This window comes from Singulisphaera photorubra, from assembly GCF_045290345.1.
Lineage (GTDB): Bacteria > Planctomycetota > Planctomycetia > Isosphaerales > Isosphaeraceae > Singulisphaera.
In genome coordinates, this window is record NZ_CP155447.1 from 154,478 (window position 1) to 172,816 (window position 18,339).

The window sequence follows — 18,339 nt, forward strand, 5'->3', positions numbered from 1 at the left end:
GCTTCCCTAACCCAAAATGGAGTCAACGGCGAGGACGAGGTCAGGAAACGCCTCGGGAGAGACACTCTCCCCACGCGGGCGGATCTGGATCTCCGTGTGAACACCCGAGATCGGGCGACGATGGACTTCGATCCACTCCTTGTTCAGGTCGACGAGCCAGACCTCGGCGACCTCTTCGCGGGCATAGAGCCCGAGTTTGATTTCTCGATCGTACCCGGCCGACGAGTCCATTACCTCAATGAGGGTAAGGACATCGCCGGGCGTCGCGGGGATCGCAGCGTAATAATCTTGCCGGGGCCGGAGCAGAACGAGGTCGGGTTCCGGCTCGGAACGATCGCCCAATCGAATCGACCCCTGGACACGGAGAATGGCCCTGAACCCAACTCCTCGAGCCAGCAGCCCCGTGAGTCGATCCACGCAAGCGAGATGACGCGAGCCGATGGGGCGTTTGGTAACGATCTCCCCCTCGATCAGTTCGACGCGAGCATCCTCAACCAGAATGCCGGCCTCAGCCATCCGATGGTAATCTTCGACGGAGAATCGATAGGTCTCGTACAGTGGGGATGAGCTGGCCATTGAGGAATCCTCCCGAGCGCTCGAAGGAATTATTCCGCCTTCCGCCCAACCCGCGACCAGAGAAAATAGACTGGGATTCCAGCAAGCACGATCAGGACGCCGATGCCCGACGTCTCGGGGGTCATCACGATGAAGTCGAGCACCACGAGAACGGCCAAGCCCAGGTAGATCAAGGCGGGCAGGGGATAGCCGAGCGTGCGGTAAGGGCGTTCGGCCTCGGGGGCTTTGCGCCTCAGGGCAGTGACGGCCCCGACCATCAGCATGTAGAACGCGACATCGACCGGGATGATGTACTCGAGCAGTTGGCTATACAGGTTGCCGTAGATCGGTTCGTGGGTCGACGGATCGGCGGTGACGGTGACTGGCAGGGCGAGCAAGCAGGCCCAGACGCCCTGAGCCACCAGCGCAACGCCCGGCACGTGCTGGCGATTGGTCGTTCCCACCCGTTCGAAAAAGAGACCGTCACGAGCCATCGCGTAATAGACCCGGGCCCCGGCCAGGATGAGTCCGTTCACGCAGCCGAACGTCGAGATCAAGATGGCAACCGCCATCGCGACCGTGCCCGGCCGGCCGAACACCGCATGCATCAAGGCAGTTCCGACCCGGTCCTGCGGAGCCCCCTGGATCTGGTCGAGCGGGAGGGTGACGAGGTAGGCGATGTTGGCCAGCAAGTAGAGGGCGATCACCGTCCCACAGCCAAGCATCAGCGCACGGGGGAGGTTGCGACCGGGGTCGCGGATTTCTCCGCCCGTGAACGTGACGTTGTTCCAGGCCGACTGCGAGAACAAGGGGCCGATCATCGCGCGGCCCAGGAGCATCGCCAGGGCCAGCCCACCCGTCGCGTTCAAGCTGGTCTGGACCTTCCCGGGGTCCCAACCGTTGGCTGCGGGGTTCCACCATGAAGCGGTCCAGGCCGCCGCCTTCGGATTGAGCCCCAGGCTCAGGCCGACCACGATCAGGCCGATCAGGGCGATGGTCTTGGTGAATGTGAACGAGTTCTGGATCAGCCTGCCTGCCCTCAGGCCGCGGGTGTTCGTCACCGTCAAAGCCACGATCAAGAGGATGGCGACCAGTTGCTGAGTCGAGAGGCTGATCGCGTAGTGGCCCCAGACGCGGGGAGCAACCAGGTAGTGGTCGGAAGCGACCGCGGGAATGAGCACGCCGAGGAACTTGGCAAAGGCGACTGCGACGGCGGCAATCGTTCCGGTCTGGACGACCAGGAACATGGACCAGCCGAAGAGGAACCCCAACGAAGGTCCGTAGGCTTCGCGGAGGAAGACATACTGCCCCCCCGCCTTGGGCATCATCGCCGCAAGTTCGGCACAGCAGAGTGCGCCTGTGATCGTCATCAGACCGGCCAGCCCCCAGGCGATCAGCAGCCAGCCGGGGGAACCAACCAGGCGGGCCGACTCGGCCGAGGTGATGAAGATGCCCGACCCGATCATCGAGCCCATGACGATCATTGTGGCGTCGACCAGTCCGAGCTCGCGGACCAGCTTCGGGGTCGGCTCGCTCGGCTCGGTTGTTGTCGTCGGCATCGCGTCTCCTGCCTTGCGTCGGTCGCGCTTCGATTCGCTTAAGAACCCTTGGCGACAACGAAGGCGTGCACGTCGGCGATCGCCTGACTCATCGCCTCCCGCCGCCACTGGGTCAGGGCGCTGTCGAGGGCGCGGGTCAACTGATTGGCCAGGTGCGTGGCCGCATCTTCCGGATTCTGTCCCTCAGAGCGAATCTCGGGGAAGTCGTGGTGATGGACACACACGGTATGAGCCGTCGCACCAACCGCCACGATGATTCGGCTCTCGTCGGTCGCCATGGGAAGGGGCCTCGTCGATGGATCGAGTCCCGAGACGGACCAAGCAGAGCCCATGTGTCTCCGGCCACGGTGGAAAACCGGACCGGCCACGCCATGCCCCTGGTCATTGATCCGCGTAGTGGACTCAGAACTGAGAGAGGAACCGCACATCATTCTGGTAGAGCAGTCGGATATCGTCGATCTTGTGCCGCCGCATGCAGAGCCGCTCGATGCCCAGTCCGAAGGCGAAACCTGTCACCTCGTCCGGGTCGTAACCGACGGCGCGGAAGACATTGGGATCGACCATCCCGCACCTCCCATTTCAACCCAACGGTCGCCGCCATGCCAGAGCATATCGACCTCGACGCTCGGTTCCGTGAACGGGAAGAACGAGGGTCGAAACCGGATCTGCACATCTTCGCCAAGATAGCTCTGTGCAAATAAGCGGAGGACCGTCTTGAGATCGGCCATGGTCACCCCACGATCGACCATGAGCCCTTCGATCTGGTGAAACATGAACGAGTGGGTCGCATCCACCGTATCGGGCCGATAGACCCGGCCGATGGCGATCACGCGGACCGGCGGGGGCTGGTTCTCCATCACCCGGATCTGGACGGTGCTCGTCTGGCTGCGCAGCATCGTGCCTTCGCTCAGATAGAAGTTATCGAGCGGATCGCGAGCGGGGTGGGATGGCGGGATATTGAGCGCTTCGAAGTTGTGGCGGACATCTTCCACCTCAGGTCCGCGCGCCACGGCGAAGCCGAATCGACCAAAGAGGTCGATCAGCTCGTCGGCCGTCTGGGTTAACGGATGGCGATGGCCCAGCCGGGGCCGATGCCCGGGCAGGGTCAGGTCGATCCCGCGATCATCAAGGGCCGCAGGCCGCTCGAGACGAGTTTTCGCTCCGTCCCAGGCTGCCTCCAGCGCTTGCTTGACCGCATTGAATCGCTGGCCATAGCCGCGCTTGGCGGCTGGCTCCAGCGTTTTGAGCCGCTCCTGAGCGGCCTTGACCCGGCCTTGCTTCTGACCCAGGAACTCGATCCGGGCCTCTTCGACCCCTTCGGAGGACTCAGCCTGACCGAAGGCGGCAAGGCCCGCCGATTCCAGGGTATCAAGATCGGCCAGGGCCTGGGAGATTGGGTCGGCGGAGCTCATTGGCCTCGTTCCATCGGGCCGTGACCGGGCGCGAACCGATCCGGCCCTCATCAGATCGGTGATGGCTTCATTCGCACAAACCGAAAGAAAGCAGGCCGCGCCCAAGCCTTGAGCTCAGGCGGTTTTGACCTTCTGTCGGTCGCGGATCTTGGCGTCGTGCTGGTCGAGTTCGTGGCGGATCCGACCGACGATGACGTCAAACGTCTCGGGATCGAGGATCGCCAGCTCGGACAGGCTCTTGCGATCGAGGCCGATGTTGGCCAGGTGCAAGCCATGGATCAGACGGCTGTAGCGGAGCCCGCGCATTTCAGCGGCGGCGCTCAGGCGGGTGATAAACAGACGGCGAAAATGACGCTTCTTGGCCCGGCGATCGCGAAAGGCGAACATGCCGGCTCGGAGCAGCGTCTCCTTGGCGGTCCGGAGCAGGCGGCGGCGACCGCCGACAAACCCCTCGACGGCCTTGAACAGTCGCTTCTTCGCCTTATTGCGGGCCGCGCCCTTCGTTGCACGCATCGTAGATTCTCAATTTCCAACACGACGCCCAGCGCCTTTCGGCGAGCTTAAAAAGGGCGTCTCAGGCCTGGTGAATCGTCGTGATCAGTCGTGATCAAACGGGACGTCGAGACGTCGCGGCAATTAGGCCGTGGGGGCCGCGGCCGCTGCTGCTGCGGCACGTTCGGCTTTCCGTTCGGCAAGGAACTGGAGCCGGGCCGACTTGATGGCGTCGGGCTGCGAGCTTTCGCGAGTATCCAAAGCGCGACGAAGCCGATGCGCCTCGGCAGAAATCGACAGGATGGATTTCTTCCGCAGCCGGCGAACCTGCTTGCCGCTCTTGTGGCTCATCAAGTGCGACGACCCGCAGCGCTTGTGGCTGACCTTGCCGGTGGCCGAAACCGTGAACCGCTTCTTCGTTCCCTTGTGCGTCTTGAGCTTCGGCATAATGACCCTATCCTAACCGATCGCCTGGCGAAATCGCGCAGAAGGCCGGCGGGAAGTCCGCGAAATCGGCCGAGTCGATTAACATAACACGACGACGGTCCCCCGGCCAACTCCAATTGACCGGTAAACCAGAAAAAAAAATCCCTCTCCGATCGCAACGCCAAAGCTTCGCGACGGAGAGGGTTGTTTCGAGGCAAGCGAGGCAGACGGAGCGAGGCAAGGGGCGGGCGACCGCGGTGATCAGGCGCGCGGGGCGACGATCGCCGTCATCCGTTTCCCTTCCATCGAGGGGTTCTTCTCGACTTTCGCCACGTCATCGAGCGCATGCAGCACTTCGTCCATGACCTTGCGGCCTTCGTCGATGTGCGCCAGCTCGCGACCGCGGAAGAGGACGTTGACCAGCACCTTGTCCTTGTGTTCAAGGAATTCGCGAGCGCGCTTGACCTTGACCTCGATATCGTGGTCGCCGGTCTTGGGGCGAACCCGGATTTCCTTGACCTGAACCTGGTGCTGCTTCTGCTTCGACGCCCGTTTCTTCTGCGAATACTTGAACTTGCCAAAGTCCATGATCTTACAGACTGGTGGGCGCTCGTTGGGAGCGACCTCCACCAGGTCCTGGCCCGCTTCGCGAGCCGCTTCCATGGCCTTGCCTGTCGGCATAACGCCGAGCATGGCTCCTTCGGCGTTGATCACCCGCACCGGTGAGATGCGGATCTGCTCGTTCACCCTGAGATTCCGGTCGATAGCGTCCTCCCCAGGACGATGGGATCAGCCTCACCAAAGGCGGGGCGCGGCCATCCCCCCGCATTTAAGGAGAGGGACCACTACCCCCGGACGTCCACGAAGCTCACCCCCACGGCAAGCCCTCGTCCGTCGCGAGGCAACCTTATGCTCTACAATCGATCAATTTTACTGTCAAGAGGGTATTTCCGCAAGCCGCAATAAGCGTGCCGGTCGTTCCCCACCCCGGGAGGGACTCTTGGCACGAGCCGCGCCCTTGGATTACGCTGGGGATCGCGCGTTCCTCTTGGGGCCGATGGAGACCCGTTTTTTTCCGGCGGCTCCTTGGGGATTCTCGCGAACGAGCGTGTTTGCGGCGCGACGGGCCGAACCGGCGTTGTGGGTCGGGGGGCGACCGTCCGCCTTTGGTTCAGGGAACGGAAAGGCCGGCCAGTGCGCCGGGCGTGGGGCCATGGTCCAGATCAAGCTTCCGGATGGTTCGGTGAAGGAATTCCCCGAAGGGGTGCGACCGCGCGAGATCGCCGAAGGAATCGGCCGACGCCTGGCCGACGCCGCCGTCGCCGCGGTGGCCGACGGCACGATCGTCGACCTCGATCGCCCGCTCGAGAACGGCCATGAGCAGCCGATCGAGCTCCGCCTCCTGACCTCCAAAGACCGCGAGGCGCTCGACGTCCTCCGGCACTCGACCGCACATATCATGGCACGCGCCATCATGCGGCTCTTCCCAGGCGCCAAGCTCGCCTTCGGACCGACCACCGCCACCGGCTTCTACTATGACGTCGTCCTGGCCGGCCGCCCTTTATCCGAGGATGACTTTCCCGCGATCGAAGCCGAGATGGCCGTCATCCTCAAGGCCGCCGAGCCGTTCGAGCGGTTCAGCCTCCCGGTCGACGAGGCCCGGCAGTTCGTCGACGAGCTCGGCCAGTCGTTCAAGGTTGAGCACATCAACGACGAGTTGTATAAGTACGGCATCCTCAGCTTCTACCGCCAGGGGGAATTCGTCGACCTCTGCCGCGGGCCCCACATCCCCCACGCCGGCAAGGTTGGCGCCTTCAAGCTGATGTCAATCGCAGGGGCCTACTGGAAAGGCCGGACCGACGGCCCGGTGCTCCAGCGGGTCTACGGCACCGCCTACTTCGACAAGAAAGAGCTCGACGCCTTCCTCGCCCAGGTGGAAGAGGCGAAGAAACGCGATCACCGCCGGTTGGGCAAGGATCTCAACCTGTTCACGATCTCGCAACTGGTCGGCTCGGGCCTGATCCTCTGGATGCCCAAGGGGGCCGTCGTCCGGGGCGTGCTCGAGAACTTCCTCAAAGACGAGCTGATGAAGCGCGGCTATCAGCCGGTCTACACCCCGCACATCGGCAAGGTCGAACTCTACAAGACGAGCGGCCACTATCCCTATTACAAGGACTCGCAGTTCCCGGTCCTGCGATTGCTCGACGACGCGGCGATGACCCTGCTCGTCGGCCTGGAGAAGGACGAGCTCGACGAGCCCACCCAGAAGGCTTTGCTCGCCAAGGCCGGCATCCCCGAAACCATGCCGCAGCCCAAGCAGGGTGAGGCAGGGCAGCTCGCCCCCGCCTTCACCGATTCGTTCTTCGCACTCGATAAGGCCTCGAAGATCAAGTACGTCGAGCAGTTGGGCGTGAGCGAGGAATACCTCCTCAAGCCGATGAACTGCCCGCACCACATCCAGATCTTCGCCGCGCAGCCGAGGAGCTACCGCGACCTGCCGGTCCGCCTCGCCGAGTTCGGCACCGTCTACCGTTACGAGCAGTCGGGCGAGCTCTCGGGCCTGACCCGGGTCCGCGGGTTCACCCAGGACGACGCCCACTTGTTCTGCACCGTCGACCAGGTCCGCGAAGAATTCCGGGCCACGATGGAGCTGACCCAGTACGTCCTCGGCAGCCTCGGCCTGACCGACTACAAGCTCCGGCTCTCGAAGCACGACCCCGAGGATCCCAAGTACGCCGGGGCGGCCGGCGACACCTGGCGCCGCGCGGAGGACGATATCCGCTCGGTGCTCGATGAGATGCAGCTCCCTTATGAAGAAGCGGCCGGCGAGGCCGCCTTCTACGGGCCCAAGGCCGACTTCATCATCCGCGACTGCATCGGCCGCCAGTGGCAGCTCGGCACCGTCCAGCTCGACTACGTCCTGCCCGAGCGATTCGGCCTCGAGTACACCGGGCCCGACAACCAACCGCACCGCCCCGTGATGATCCACCGCGCTCCGTTCGGCAGCATGGAGCGGTTCATGGGCATCCTGATCGAGCATTTTGCCGGGGCCTTCCCCCTCTGGCTCGCCCCCGAACAGGTCCGCGTCCTGCCGATCTCCGACAAGGTCGCCGACTACGCCAAGCGCGTCCTCGCCGACCTCCAGGCGGCCGGCCTCCGGACGAGCATCGACCTCCGTCCCGAGAAGATCGGCGCCAAGATCCGCGACGCGCAGCTCGAGAAGATCCCGGTCATGCTCGTCGTCGGCGCCAAGGAGGCCGAGCAAGAGACTGTTTCTTACCGCGACCGGATCGACGGCGACCGTGGCGCCATGCCTCTAGCCCAGGCCATTGCCCAGCTCAAGGCCGAGTCCGAAGCCCGGACCATCCGCCAAACCGCCCCACCGGCCGCCATCCCAGTGGCGACCGAGGACACTACGGAAAAGCACGCCTACTAACGGAGTAGCCGGGATCACCGAGTGGGGGTTACTTCCTCTCTCGGTGGGTCCCTCGACTGGGGGCCCCGCCTGCCTTTCGCTCGCCCTAAAAGGCGAGCGGGGGGCGTCAGCCCCCTGTCTTTACAGGCTCTTTACAAGGGCCGGATAAAGACAGGCAGCTCACCCTCCCCACCTACTTCCGAATCGATAACGGATGTCCCCATATCGAGATAAAGCCACTCGAACCGGCGATGGGGAGGGCCCTGCGGCCCCGTGGGCGACTCCGCCGGGAGCACATTGCCTTCTTGTTCCACACGGTTGAGCTGCGGTCAGGGTCCTTACCCTGGGTTGTCCACACCATCGGAACGAACCAGAACCGGCAGGGAGACAAGAGAAGCCATTCTTGAGATAACCGTCATCTCTACCATCGCCACATAGTCGACTTATCTTGATCCGCCCGATACACGGGAGACCGATGATGGGTGTCCTCGAATCCTCGATTGCTCGGCTAATGCTCGCCGTGTCAGAGAACGGGACGACCAATCCGAAATTTCGAGAGAATTCACTTCGGGTCGGAACCCAAAACCCTCCAGGACTGTCCTCAGGCCGGCGAGCACGACTGCTGCTGTCGGTGCTCGATCGGATTTTGATAAGCTTGGGTTGAGGGTCGACCCTTGATCCCGACCCGTCGTATCAATCCACCGGGAGCCCTATCGACGTGAATGACCTGTCCCTGACCACCGCCTCGATCGACATGGACGACATCCGGCAAGCGGCCGAGCGGCTCAAGCCATGGGCTCACATCACTCCCATCATGAGTTCGCGGACCTTGAACGAGCGCTGTGGTGGGTCGGTCGTCCTGAAATGCGAGAACTTCCAGCGAATCGGCGCGTTCAAGTTCCGTGGGGCCATGAACGCGCTCTTGCAACTGGACGACTCCAAGCGGGGGGCCGGCGTCGTGACCCACTCGTCGGGCAACCATGCCCAGGCGCTGGCCTTGGCCGGTCAATTACTCGGCATTCCCGTCTGCGTGGTCATGCCCCACACCGCACCCGCGATCAAACATGCGGCGACCCAAGGGTACGGAGCGCGAATCGTCTCGTGCGAGCCAACGCTGGCCGCGCGCGAGGCGGCCGTCGCTCACGAGATCGAACAACATGGCTACGCCTTGATTCACCCGTTCGACAACTGGCAGGTGATCGCGGGGCAGGGGACCGTCGCCTGGGAATTGCTCGACCAGGCCGGACCGCTCGACATGATCCTCTGCCCGGTCGGCGGCGGCGGACTGCTCGCGGGAACGGCGCTGGCGGTCAAGGGACGTGCTCCATCGACGAAGGTCATCGGGGTCGAACCGAAGCGGGCCGACGATGCCAAGCGCTCGCTCGAGTCCGGCTCCATCGAGTCTTCGGGCGATCCTCGCACGATTGCCGACGGCCTCCGCACCTCACTCGGCGTTCGCCCGTTCTCGGTGATCCGCCACCACGTCGATGCGATCGTGACCGCCACCGAGTCGGAAATCCTCGACACGATGCGGTTCCTCTGGGAGCGGTTCAAGATGATCGTCGAACCGTCGAGTGCGGTGGCCGTCGCCCCCGTCCTGACCGGAACGCTGCCGGTGCGCGACCTGAAGGTCGGAATCATCATCAGCGGGGGGAACGTCGATGTTGAGCCCTTGTTCCAGGCGCTGGCCGCGAAGTGGCTGACCAACGGAGAGTGATCATGGCACAGATTCGTTCGGATCACGAGCCGGGCGAGCGTTACATCGTCCTGCGAATCATCGGCGGGATCTGTACGGCGATCGGGGCGCTATTCCTGGTCGCCGGCACATTCTTCCTCGTTTACGGGATCTACGCTTTCCTGACAGGTCCAACGGGCACGCCAGGTCGAGGAGGAGCCCCATTCGCTCCTCCACCTGCATCGGTCTTGAACGTCCTGAGTCCGATCGTGATCCTGTGGGCGTTGGGCGCGATCGGTGCGGGCCTCGAATTCATGGCGATGGGATATCTCATCCGCCTGGCAATCCAGGTCGAAGAGAATACGCGAACCTCCGCTCATTGCCTGGAAAAGCTCTGCGCTCGGGTCGAACCAAGAACCGAGTCCCCAGGGTCCCTGTTTGTTTCCTGAGCCCGCCACTTCCCGCAAGTCCGCGAAGCCAATCCGCTTGTGCAGGAGGCCTCCCACGACGTTCGAGAGCGGGGTTACAGCGGTCTACCCTCGCGTCGCTTACGTCGTTGTAGCCGGGGTCTGTGACCCCGGGGCGAATGCCAAGACCGGGGTCACAGACCCCGACTACAGAATAGTTTCGGTCGCCATGATCCACGAGCGACCCGATGGTAATCCGCTGTAAGGCTCGAAATCGAAGAATCTGGAATAAAATCGCCCCCCTGGCTGCCTTATAGAGGCAGAAAGACCAATCAGCCAGGGGATGAACTCGTGACGCAGGACATCGGCGGGGCATCGCGGCTCTATCTCCAGGTGCTGTTCGAGGAAGGAAGCCTCACCGGCCTGACGGACGGGCAACTCCTGGAACGTTTCGCGACCGGCCGCGGCGATGCGGCCGAACTGGCCTTCACAGTCCTGGTCGAGCGTCATGGCCCGATGGTGCAACGCGCCTGCCGCGGAATCCTTCGCGACGACCATGAGGCGATGGACGCGTTCCAGGCCACATTCCTCGTCCTGATTCGCAAAGGCCGCTCGCTCTGGATCCGTGACTCACTGGGACCTTGGCTACATCGCGTCGCCTGCCGAGCGGCGCGCCGGGTGTAATCAGTAATCAGTAATCAGTAATCAGTAATCAGTAATCAGTAATCAGTAATCAGTAATCAGTAATCAGTAATCAGTAATCAGTAATCAGTAATCAGTAATCAGTAATCAGTAATCAGTAATCAGTAATCAGTAATCAGTAATCAGTAATCAGTAATCAGTAATCAGTAATCAGTGGCCATGCACTTCAATTGGGAAATCTGAGGAATTTAGCAAAACCGCAAAACTGTCCGCGAGACTTGGCAGCTTGTTCAAGTCTCCTGGTTTGCCCAATTCAGGTGCATGGCCACCGACTGCAATTCACATCAATCGCGTAATCGTCCACCAACGTAAAACAGGTGATTTCGCGTCGATCTCAGTACTAGTTGTCGCCGGAATTCCTGGTCCCACGGGCCCTCCAGATATGGATGTTGACCGACGTACCAACAAACTCCACATGGCCGTCGGCGTTGAGGACGCAGACCCCCCCGCTGTGATCGCTGCTCGACGTCCATGCCGCGTCGAGCATTGTTAAATAGCAACAGTTGCTGCTGGGCGGCAAATTATGATTATAATAAGTGTTTCCGGCACCACCCTTCAGCCAGCTCGATCCTCGAAAGTAACCGCTCGGTTCAAATCCGGCCTGCAGACTCTGACAATCCGATGAAAATTTCATCCAGTCATTTTCAACATATGTGGTTTTGTAGACTATGCGCTGGCCGCTGAGGTTCGGTGAGTTATCGGTGATCAACAACTCACTCATGGCGGCGGTGAAGGTCAGCCCGTCCGCGAAATCGGCGACACTAATATTAGTCTCATCCGAAAAAGCACCATTGGGTAAGCGCCGGGCCGAACCGAACCCGGTACCCAAATTAGCATAGTAGTTAGATTGGCCGCCGTACTTCGAGCCAAAGCCGTCCGATGGGCACAGGAACGCCGAGATCGTTGTCGACTCAGCAGTTATATTAATGCTCATTAAATCACTACGGTTTCCCGACATATTAATAGAGTTATAGAGAGGGATTTGTTCCATGAAAGGCAGCAGTTTTGTTTGGGGCGAAAACCCGTCCCAGCTCGACGGCATCACGGAGTTGGATGCCGAGTAAGCATTTATTGCAATGCCGATTTGTTTCAAGTTGTTAATGCAGATTGACCTTCTCGCGCTCTCGCGAGCGTACTGAACCGCCGGGATCAGCAGGGCGATAAGCAGTGCAATGATCGAAATGACGACCAAGCACTCGATCAGTGTCATGCCGCTCCGTCGCCCGGTTCGATTGCACATAGAGTTTCATTTCCCCGAGTTTGAATCATCGACACTAAAATCGACCGGCAAGGAATAGGTTCGCCTTGTTTCGTATTTCGTTTTCTCGTTCGGTCTTGAAGGTTCAGTGATTAATGTTTCGAGTGCTTCGGCGACGAGGGAGTACCGGCCGGGCTTTACTGGGGTCGCCAGTTCCAGGGCCAGAGTGGCTGAATTCGCGTCCTGTTGTAGCACCTTTGCCGGGAATCCGCCGCCCGCGGCCTTCTTGCCTCGCCGAATATTGATGTTAACGACTTCGGGCAGCCTCCCCGGTGGCTGCGTTTCGACGCGGACTTTACAAGCGATCGGGTCCCCTTTCTTGACGTGGTGATCGGGTTCCGGAGAGATGATCGTCACTTTCGGTGACGGCGTCGTCGCCGGGCGAGCGTCCGTGCTCTTGATGACCTGAGGCTCGGTCAATTGCGTCGGCGGCAGTGGCTGCGATTTACTGCAGCCCGACGAGAGCGGCAACGCGGCGCCCACCAACAGTGCTGTGGTCAACAGGGCTGGGCGGAGTTCACGCGACTTGACCATTGGTTCCCCTAGCATGGGTGCAGTCAACTGCAAGCGAGATCACCCTAGCCCGTCCCGAGCGAATTGCAAGGGAAATACCGACTGCTACGGATTCTTGGGGCCCGCCGGCTTTCTGACGTGAGCAAATATGACGGATATAAACCGCGTCCCTCGGAAGGAGGCATCAGCTCCTAGTGATGCTTCGGCAGGGGATCGCCGATACCCCCGCCATCGTCGTCGGCTACTTCGGCACCATCGCGATCGAGAATCTGGCAGTCTAGAGAGCCTAACCCTCGAGGGGCCATCAGTGGCCATGCACTTCAATTGGGAAATCTGAGGAATTTAGCAAAACCGCATAACTGTCCGCGAATCTTGGCAGCTTGTTCAGGCCTCCTGGTTTGCCCAATCTAGGTGCATGGCCACCGACTGTGATTCTGCGGTCGCCATGATCCGCGAGCGACCCGATGGTAAGCCGCTGTAAGGCTCGAAATCGAAGAATCTGGGATAAAATCGCCCCCCTGGCTGCCTTATAGAGGCAGAAAGCGACCAATCAGCCAGGGGATGAACTCGTGACGCAGGACATCGGCGGGGCATCGCGGCTCTATCTCCAGGTGCTGTTCGAGGAAGGAAGCCTCACCGGCCTGACGGACGGGCAGCTCCTGGAACGTTTCGCGACCGGCCGCGGCGATGCGGCCGAACTGGCCTTCACAGTCCTGGTCGAGCGTCATGGCCCGATGGTGCAACGCGCCTGTCGCGGAATCCTTCGCGACGACCATGAGGCGATGGGGTGTAATCAGTGGCCATGCACTTCAATTGGGAAATCTGAGGAATTTAGCAAAACCGCAAAACTGTCCGCGAGACTTGGCAGCTTGTTCAAGTCTCCTGGTTTGCCCAATTTAGGTGCATGGCCACCGACTGCAATTCACATCAATCGCGTTATCGTCCACCAACGTAAAACAGGTGATTCCGCGGCGATCTCAGTACTAGTTGTCGCCGGAATTCCTGGTCCCACGGGCCCTCCAGACATGGATGTCGACCGACGCACCAACAAACTCCACATGGCCGTCGGCGTTGAGGACGCAGGCCCCCCCGCTGTGATCGCTGCTCGACGTCCATGCCGCGTCAATCATGAGGTTATACATCGTGCAACAGTTGTTGTTGGGCGGCAAATTATGATTGTAATAAGTGTTTCCGGCACCACCCTTCAGCCAGCTCGATCCTCGAAAGTAACCGCTCGGTTCAAATCCGGCCTGCAGACTCTGACAATCCGATGAAAATTTCATCCAGTCATTGGCAAAATATGTGGATTTATAGACTATGCGCTGGCCGCTGAGGTTCGGTGAGTTATCGGTGATCAACAACTCACTCATGGCGGCGGTGAAGGTCAGCCCGTCCGCGAAATCGGCGACACTAATATTAGTCTCATCCGAAAAAGCACCATTGGGTAAGCGCCGGGCCGAACCGAACCCGGTACCCAAATTAGCATAGTAGTTGGATTGGCCGCCGTACTTCGAGCCAAAGCCGTCCGATGGGCACAGGAACGCCGAGATCGTTGTCGACGCAGCAGTTATATTAATGCTCATCAAATCACTATAGTGTCCAAACATATTAATAGAGTTATAGAGAGGGATTTGTTCCATGAAAGGCAGCAGTTTTGTTTGGGGCGAAAACCCGTCCCTGCTCGAGGGCATCACGGAGTTAGATGCCGAGTAAGCATTTATTGCAATGCCGATTTGTTTCAAGTTGTTAATGCAGATCGACCTTCTCGCGCTCTCGCGAGCGTACTGAACCGCCGGGATCAGCAGGGCGATCAGCAGTGCAATGATAGAAATGACGACCAAGCACTCGATCAGTGTCATGCCGCTCCGTCGCCTGGTTTGATTGCACATAGAGTTTCATTTCCCCGAGTTTGAATCATCGACACTAAAATCGACCGGCAAGGAATAGGTTCGCCTTTTTTCGAAAATCGTTTTCTCGTTCGGTCTTGAAGGTTCAGTGACTAATGTTTCGAGTGCTTCGGCGACGAGGGAGTACCGGCCGGGCTTTACTGGGGTCGCTAACTCCAGGGCCAGAGTGGCTGAATTCGCGTCCTGTTGTAGTACCTTTGCCGGAAATCCGCCGCCTGCGGCCTTCTTGCCTCGCCGAAAATAGATGTTAACGACTTCGGGCAGCCTTCCCGGTGGCTGCGTTTCGACGCGGACTTTACAAGCGATCGGGTCCCCTTTCTTGACGTGGGAATCGGGTTCCGGAGAGATGATCGTCACTTTCGGTGACGGCGTCGTCGCCGGGCGAGCGTCCGTGCTCTTGATGACCTGAGGCTCGGTCAATTGCGTCGGCGGCAGTGGCTGCGATTTACTGCAGCCCGACGAGAGCGGCAACGCGGCGCCCACCAACAGTGCTGTGGTCAACAGGGCTGGGCGGAGTTCACGCGACTTGACCATTGGTTCCCCTAGCATGGGTGCAGTCAACTGCAAGCGAGATCACCCTAGCCCGTCCCGAGCGAATTGCAAGGGAAATACCGACTGCTACGGATTCTTGGGGCCCGCCGGCTTTCTGACGTGAGCAAATATGACGGATATGAACCGCGTCCCTCGGAAGGAGGCATCAGCTCCTAGTGATGCTTCGGCAGGGGATCGCCGATACCCCCGCCATCGTCGTCGGCTACTTCGGCACCATCGCGATCGAGAATCTGGCAGTCTAGAGAGCCTAACCCTCGAGGGGCCATCAGTGGCCATGCACTTCAATTGGGAAATCTGAGGAATTTAGCAAAACCGCAAAACTGTCCGCGAATCTTGGTAGTTTGCTCAGGCCTCCTGGTTTGCCCAATTTAGGTGCATGGCCACCGACCGTGATGCTCAAGATCATCTCAGTCGGGGCCGCAAGTTTGGCCGTCGCTTGTGTCGGCCTGACCACAAGCTGGGCCTTGCAGCCCGGCGTGGGGTTGGAGGTGGCGGTCCCTCAGGAGGCTGGCAGCGCCGCGCGGAAAGGCGACTTGGCAGGTGCATCGAAGGACGACTTCCCCTTTGTCAGCGAGGAAAGATTCAAAGACTACCGGCACGCAACCATCGGCAAAATGTATCCGCTGATCGAAGGGAAGCAATCGCCGAATTTCCAGAGCCGGGAGGCCGTCCTCTATCAGGACGGGACGGTGAAGCTCTGGAGCAACCGGCAGAAGGATCCGGTCGCCCCGCCATTACGCCATGACGACCCAATCAAAGAACTTATGTTTATCGACGAGCTTTCTCTCTTGATTACGGCCTCAAACGAGTCGATCAAGGTCTGGGACGGCCTTCAGGGCCAGCTCCGAAAAGAGTTGAGCGGCGAGACAATCCATCCACACTGGCTTGCAGCCGTTCCCGAAGTCAAGCAATTCGTGTCGATCGATACGAATCACAAGGCGATAACCATCTGGGATGCGGTCAGTCTCACGCGCGTCACCACACTTCGCCTGAAGGGCGAGGCGGATCGAGTCGACGCGGCGGGTCTATCCGGCGATGGCAAAACGGTCGTGGCGTTCCGGTTCGGCGAGGATCCGTCCGCTATGCTCTGGGACGTGGCATCGGGTCAACCTTTCGCCACCTTGCGAGCACCGTCATCCGCGATCACCAATCTGTTCAACGAAAAAGGGACGGATTTGAACCCACCTCAGGCCAAACGGGGCACACGATTTTGGGAGGTTGTCCGTTCTCTGGCGCCGACAACCGGCCAATGACTTCGAAGTGACGAGCCGAAACTTTGACCCATCCTCCGAGATTCTTGTAATGATCGAGCCACGTTCGTGCATGAAGGGGTAACAGGCACGCGTCATCGTCGAAGGGAATCGATACCATGGCGAAGGTTCGATCAGGCTCGGCAGTGGGTCAATTGCAATCGCTCTTTCAGGTGGGGACCATCTCTAACCTGACGGACGGACAACTCCTGGAGCGGTTTCACTCTCGGCGAGGCGCAATGGCCGAGGCTGCGTTTGAAGCCTTGGTCGAGCGTCACGGAGCGATGGTCCTCGGCGTCTGCCGCCGCATCCTCGCCGATCCGCACGACGCCGACGACGCCTTCCAGGCGACCTTCTTGATTCTGGTCCAGCGTGCCGGTTCGATCCGCGTCGATGATTCGCTCGGCCGCTGGCTCTATGGAGTCAGCTCTCGCGTGGCCATCCGAGCAAAGGCTCAGGCCGCGCGACGGAGACGGCTCGAGGAGCGAGTCGCGGCCAAGCCGACCGCGTCAACCACGAATGACCTCGTGCGGCTGGACCTCCGGAGCGTGCTTGATGAGGAGCTTCGCCGATTGCCCGAGAAATATCGAGCACCGGTGGTCCTCTGCCATCTTCAAGGCTTGAGCCAGGACGAGACAGCGCGGGTGCTCGGCTGGCCCCTGGGGACCGTCCAAGGGCGGCTGGCGCGTGCTCGGGAAACCTTGCGAAACCGACTGTCTCGGCGCGGCTTGACCCCATCGACCTCGTTCTCGATCACCGGCCTTTTCGCTCTTTCCCACCCGGGGCCAGTTCCGTTTGCGCTCCGCCGGCGGACCGTTCAAGCGGTCATGCGAATGGTCGGAGGCGAGGCCACACTCGCCGGAACCGGTTCGGCCGCGGCGATCGCCCTTGCCAAAGGAGCCGGCGGGACCATGTTGGTGACGAAGCTGAAGTTCGCCTCGCTGCTGGTCTTGTTCGCTGGCATCGGGGCGGGCACCACCGTCCTACCGCAACGGGCCACGGCCGAGCAGCGAACTTCAGCCGTGCCGAATCCGCCCCCCCGCGCTGAGGAGCCGGCCCTGGTTCGTTTGGAACCGGGCACGCGACCGCCGGCTGGCACGTTCAGAATTCCGATGAGACTCGTCCCAGGCTTCGACTCGTTGGAACTGGGCACGCGACCGACGGCTGGCACGTTCAGAATTCCGATGAGACTCGTCCCAGGCTTCGACTCGAAGGAAATCGCCGATGACGACCAGGTCGTGTTGATTTCCATCGGTGCCCAAGAAATCACCATCCCCCGTGAGAGCAACGCGTTCGTCCGGGCAATCCGCGACACCTGCCATCGAGCGACAGAATGGCTATGGGTCGATGCGCCCGCAGTCGAGCGGAAACCCAGCGATCAATCGTCCGAAGTCGAAGCAACCACTCTCGAGTTTGCGCCGGGAGCGGAGGAGGCGAAGAGTACGCGACCTCTGACGGTCATCGAGCCGAAGCTGGCGGTGACCTTGATCGGTCCCAAGCAACGCTTTCCGAAGACCATCGCCACCTATTCCCTGACCGTCGAGAACTCAGGGACAGCCCCTGCCCAAAATGTGCAAGTGGAGGCGATCCTGCCAGGTCTTGGCCCACTCGTCAAATTACCCCCAGGCTCCAAGTTCGATCCTCAATCCCGCCGACTCACCTGGCCCTCCCTGAAGATCGAGCCCGGAAAGACCTCGCTCAAGTTCGAGGTACGCCTGGGAGACCCCGGCCTCTACAAAGTCACCGCGAAGGCCGTTGATCAGGCCGGTTTGAACGTGAGTGACACGACCTTCACCGAAGTCATCGGTCTGGCCGATCTCGACCTCGGGATCACCGAAGACAGGCGAGTCATCGACGTTAATCAGCTCACAACCTTCACCGTGCGCGTTCGGAACAAGGGGTCGAACGACGCTCGCAACGTCATCATCAGCGTGAAAAATTCGGCGAACGTTACCGTGACGAAGACAGCGGGGACCGAAGAGCCTGCTCGCTTCAAGCGGAACAATAGTGGTAAGCCCATCGAAGGCGAGATCCACTTTCCGCCAATCCCTCGGCTGAAACCAGGTCAAGAGAACGTGCTTGGGATCCAAGTCAAGGCACTCGAGCCTGGCACGGCCACCTGCCGCGTCTTCCTGAGCCACGACGATGCCGACCAACCGCTTGAGGCGATGGCCACCCTCAGGGTGACCCAACCCTGACCATGAGTCCACACCCGC

17 protein-coding genes and 1 pseudogene are annotated in these 18,339 nt (G+C 60.7%); 6 read left to right on the top strand and 12 right to left on the bottom strand.

Annotated elements, in window-relative coordinates; all coding sequences use genetic code 11:
• Positions 1-6 precede the first annotated feature (6 nt).
• From V5E97_RS00575 to infC, 7 genes and pseudogenes are all read right to left on the bottom strand, one after another.
• Positions 7-576: a Uma2 family endonuclease gene (locus tag V5E97_RS00575; protein ID WP_406697314.1), complete on the bottom strand. Its 570-nt coding sequence runs from the start codon at positions 574-576 to the stop codon at positions 7-9.
• Positions 577-605: 29 nt separating this feature from the next.
• Complete coding sequence (locus V5E97_RS00580; RefSeq protein ID WP_406697315.1) at positions 606-2,114, bottom strand: APC family permease; 1,509 nt, start codon at positions 2,112-2,114, stop codon at positions 606-608.
• 38 nt (positions 2,115-2,152) lie between these two features.
• Positions 2,153-2,392 (bottom strand): hypothetical protein, encoded by a 240-nt coding sequence (locus tag V5E97_RS00585; protein WP_406697316.1) that lies wholly within the window; start codon positions 2,390-2,392, stop codon positions 2,153-2,155.
• Between the two features lie 124 nt (positions 2,393-2,516).
• Positions 2,517-3,526 (bottom strand): annotated as a pseudogene (pheS, locus tag V5E97_RS00590) (phenylalanine--tRNA ligase subunit alpha).
• Between the two features lie 114 nt (positions 3,527-3,640).
• Entirely contained in the window at positions 3,641-4,039 is a 399-nt protein-coding gene (gene rplT, locus V5E97_RS00595) for a 50S ribosomal protein L20 (protein ID WP_406697317.1), read from the bottom strand.
• A 123-nt stretch (positions 4,040-4,162) separates the two neighbouring features.
• Positions 4,163-4,465, bottom strand: a complete 303-nt coding sequence (rpmI, locus tag V5E97_RS00600; protein WP_406697318.1) for a 50S ribosomal protein L35 — start codon at positions 4,463-4,465, stop codon at positions 4,163-4,165.
• Positions 4,466-4,705: 240 nt separating this feature from the next.
• Entirely contained in the window at positions 4,706-5,191 is a 486-nt protein-coding gene (infC, locus tag V5E97_RS00605) for a translation initiation factor IF-3 (protein WP_406697319.1), read from the bottom strand.
• Between the two features lie 466 nt (positions 5,192-5,657).
• On the opposite strand from infC, the gene thrS reads away from it, so the two are divergent.
• From thrS to V5E97_RS00625, 4 genes are all read left to right on the top strand, one after another.
• Positions 5,658-7,880 carry a threonine--tRNA ligase gene (thrS, locus tag V5E97_RS00610; protein ID WP_406701300.1) on the top strand — a complete coding sequence of 741 codons (2,223 nt, stop codon included), beginning with the start codon at positions 5,658-5,660 and terminating at the stop codon, positions 7,878-7,880.
• Between the two features lie 697 nt (positions 7,881-8,577).
• A complete protein-coding gene (locus V5E97_RS00615) occupies positions 8,578-9,576 on the top strand; it encodes a pyridoxal-phosphate dependent enzyme (protein ID WP_406697320.1) in 999 nt (332 codons plus the stop codon).
• Positions 9,577-9,578: 2 nt separating this feature from the next.
• On the top strand, positions 9,579-9,983 hold the full coding sequence (locus V5E97_RS00620) for a hypothetical protein (RefSeq protein ID WP_406697321.1): 405 nt from the start codon (positions 9,579-9,581) through the stop codon (positions 9,981-9,983).
• A 309-nt stretch (positions 9,984-10,292) separates the two neighbouring features.
• Positions 10,293-10,625: an RNA polymerase sigma factor gene (locus V5E97_RS00625; protein WP_406697322.1), complete on the top strand. Its 333-nt coding sequence runs from the start codon at positions 10,293-10,295 to the stop codon at positions 10,623-10,625.
• A 358-nt stretch (positions 10,626-10,983) separates the two neighbouring features.
• Here the strand turns inward: V5E97_RS00625 and V5E97_RS00630 are convergent, their stop codons facing one another.
• From V5E97_RS00630 to V5E97_RS00650, 5 genes are all read right to left on the bottom strand, one after another.
• On the bottom strand, positions 10,984-11,853 hold the full coding sequence (locus V5E97_RS00630; RefSeq protein ID WP_406697324.1) for a DUF1559 family PulG-like putative transporter: 870 nt from the start codon (positions 11,851-11,853) through the stop codon (positions 10,984-10,986).
• Positions 11,854-11,889: 36 nt separating this feature from the next.
• Entirely contained in the window at positions 11,890-12,435 is a 546-nt protein-coding gene (locus tag V5E97_RS00635) for a hypothetical protein (RefSeq protein ID WP_406697325.1), read from the bottom strand.
• 506 nt (positions 12,436-12,941) lie between these two features.
• Positions 12,942-13,190 (bottom strand): hypothetical protein, encoded by a 249-nt coding sequence (locus V5E97_RS00640; RefSeq protein ID WP_406697327.1) that lies wholly within the window; start codon positions 13,188-13,190, stop codon positions 12,942-12,944.
• A gap of 207 nt (positions 13,191-13,397) precedes the next feature.
• Positions 13,398-14,273, bottom strand: coding sequence for a DUF1559 family PulG-like putative transporter (locus V5E97_RS00645; protein WP_406697329.1), 876 nt, complete (start codon positions 14,271-14,273; stop codon positions 13,398-13,400).
• Between the two features lie 36 nt (positions 14,274-14,309).
• Positions 14,310-14,807: a hypothetical protein gene (locus V5E97_RS00650; protein WP_406697330.1), complete on the bottom strand. Its 498-nt coding sequence runs from the start codon at positions 14,805-14,807 to the stop codon at positions 14,310-14,312.
• A 458-nt stretch (positions 14,808-15,265) separates the two neighbouring features.
• Between V5E97_RS00650 and V5E97_RS00655 the strand changes: the two genes are divergently transcribed.
• Both V5E97_RS00655 and V5E97_RS00660 read left to right on the top strand, forming a co-directional pair.
• Positions 15,266-16,126, top strand: coding sequence for a WD40 repeat domain-containing protein (locus tag V5E97_RS00655; protein WP_406697332.1), 861 nt, complete (start codon positions 15,266-15,268; stop codon positions 16,124-16,126).
• Between the two features lie 116 nt (positions 16,127-16,242).
• Positions 16,243-18,321 carry a sigma-70 family RNA polymerase sigma factor gene (locus tag V5E97_RS00660; RefSeq protein ID WP_406697333.1) on the top strand — a complete coding sequence of 693 codons (2,079 nt, stop codon included), beginning with the start codon at positions 16,243-16,245 and terminating at the stop codon, positions 18,319-18,321.
• Positions 18,322-18,339: the final 18 nt, after the last annotated feature.

Bases quoted from the DNA above. Each gene is read 5' to 3' on its own strand.
- V5E97_RS00575 (WP_406697314.1), bottom strand. From the start codon at position 576: ATGGCCAGCTCATCCCCACTGTACGAGACCTATCGATTCTCCGTCGAA.
- V5E97_RS00580 (WP_406697315.1), bottom strand. From the start codon at position 2,114: ATGCCGACGACAACAACCGAGCCGAGCGAGCCGACCCCGAAGCTGGTC.
- V5E97_RS00585 (WP_406697316.1), bottom strand. From the start codon at position 2,392: ATGGCGACCGACGAGAGCCGAATCATCGTGGCGGTTGGTGCGACGGCT.
- rplT (WP_406697317.1), bottom strand. From the start codon at position 4,039: ATGCGTGCAACGAAGGGCGCGGCCCGCAATAAGGCGAAGAAGCGACTG.
- rpmI (WP_406697318.1), bottom strand. From the start codon at position 4,465: ATGCCGAAGCTCAAGACGCACAAGGGAACGAAGAAGCGGTTCACGGTT.
- thrS (WP_406701300.1), top strand. From the start codon at position 5,658: ATGGTCCAGATCAAGCTTCCGGATGGTTCGGTGAAGGAATTCCCCGAA.
- V5E97_RS00620 (WP_406697321.1), top strand. From the start codon at position 9,579: ATGGCACAGATTCGTTCGGATCACGAGCCGGGCGAGCGTTACATCGTC.
- V5E97_RS00630 (WP_406697324.1), bottom strand. From the start codon at position 11,853: ATGACACTGATCGAGTGCTTGGTCGTCATTTCGATCATTGCACTGCTT.
- V5E97_RS00635 (WP_406697325.1), bottom strand. From the start codon at position 12,435: ATGGTCAAGTCGCGTGAACTCCGCCCAGCCCTGTTGACCACAGCACTG.
- V5E97_RS00640 (WP_406697327.1), bottom strand. From the start codon at position 13,190: ATGGTCGTCGCGAAGGATTCCGCGACAGGCGCGTTGCACCATCGGGCC.
- V5E97_RS00645 (WP_406697329.1), bottom strand. From the start codon at position 14,273: ATGACACTGATCGAGTGCTTGGTCGTCATTTCTATCATTGCACTGCTG.
- V5E97_RS00655 (WP_406697332.1), top strand. From the start codon at position 15,266: ATGCTCAAGATCATCTCAGTCGGGGCCGCAAGTTTGGCCGTCGCTTGT.
- V5E97_RS00660 (WP_406697333.1), top strand. From the start codon at position 16,243: ATGGCGAAGGTTCGATCAGGCTCGGCAGTGGGTCAATTGCAATCGCTC.